The following is a 248-nucleotide window of genomic DNA, read 5'->3' as shown; positions in this document are numbered from 1 at the left end:
CTTGCCGTTCTCGGCCATCGTCAGCGCGCCCTCCGACGAATAGACGTTGGTCTTGTCGAGCGCTTCGTGCAGATCGGGCATCGAAATATGGATGAACGGGCCGTCGAAACGTCCGGTCGTGCCGTCGATTTCCAGATGCGTGTGCGTGCGCACATCGGTGAAGCGCGCGCTGCCGCGGCGGAACAGGCGCACGATGCGGTCGGGCCACCAGCCCGAATGCTTCATGAACCGGCCGCAGAAGCTCGAAC

The 248-nt window shown here is 63.7% G+C and carries 1 pseudogene; it reads right to left on the bottom strand.

What is annotated here, in order from left to right:
* Nucleotides 1-248, bottom strand: a pseudogene (locus SB786_RS37165) (glycosyltransferase family 2 protein); the annotation flags it as partial.

The organism is Burkholderia sp. SIMBA_062, assembly GCF_046534765.1.
GTDB lineage: Bacteria > Pseudomonadota > Gammaproteobacteria > Burkholderiales > Burkholderiaceae > Burkholderia > Burkholderia ambifaria.
The sequence above is the reverse complement of the archived record's forward strand: the minus strand, read 5'-3'. Positions and strand labels throughout refer to the sequence as shown.